This is a genomic window from Vibrio sp. 1580 (assembly GCF_033340055.1).
In genome coordinates, this window is sequence record NZ_JAWOVT010000715.1 from 1 (window position 1) to 521 (window position 521).

Consider the following 521-nt stretch of genomic DNA (forward strand, 5'->3'; position numbering starts at 1 on the left):
TCTCATAGTCTATGAGTTGAGCTGTGCATCACCATTAGCCTCTAAATGTAACAGATGGCATGAAAAATAATGTGATAGCAATCTACTCATCCTGTGGATAGGTTGCTCACGATGATGCACAGTTCTCATTCAGACATGTTTTGTTCCAAAAGGCTCTCAACCTTGCATAACAGAAGGTTCGCTTCTGGCTATTCACCATTAATGTGCTTAACAATCGCCTCTTTTGCGTGCTCTTCTGTTGGTGTTTCACCTTCTGGAACGACTAGATCCGCTGTTTTGTGCACACCTAGCGCGTCTTCTGCAATATGTAACCAGTCAGGGTGCCAGTAGTAAGGCGTTGTGCTGGCTGGGTGATCCCAGCTGTGTACGCCTTTATGAGCACCTCGGTATGAGAGGTCATCCATAGTAAATACTTTCATCATTTTCTCCCGAAATAAAAGTCATACCTTTGAAAGTATGGAACATAAATTCTCACTTCGTATCGCGAATTGATATCACTAAGATTGATTAATTACGTTTCA

1 protein-coding gene is annotated in these 521 nt (G+C 42.2%); it reads right to left on the bottom strand.

The features are described from left to right. Positions 1 to 188: 188 nt before the first annotated feature. Complete coding sequence (locus tag R7093_RS28000; protein WP_005483298.1) at positions 189 to 419, bottom strand: hypothetical protein; 231 nt, start codon at positions 417 to 419, stop codon at positions 189 to 191. Between the last annotated feature and the right edge of the window lie 102 nt (positions 420 to 521).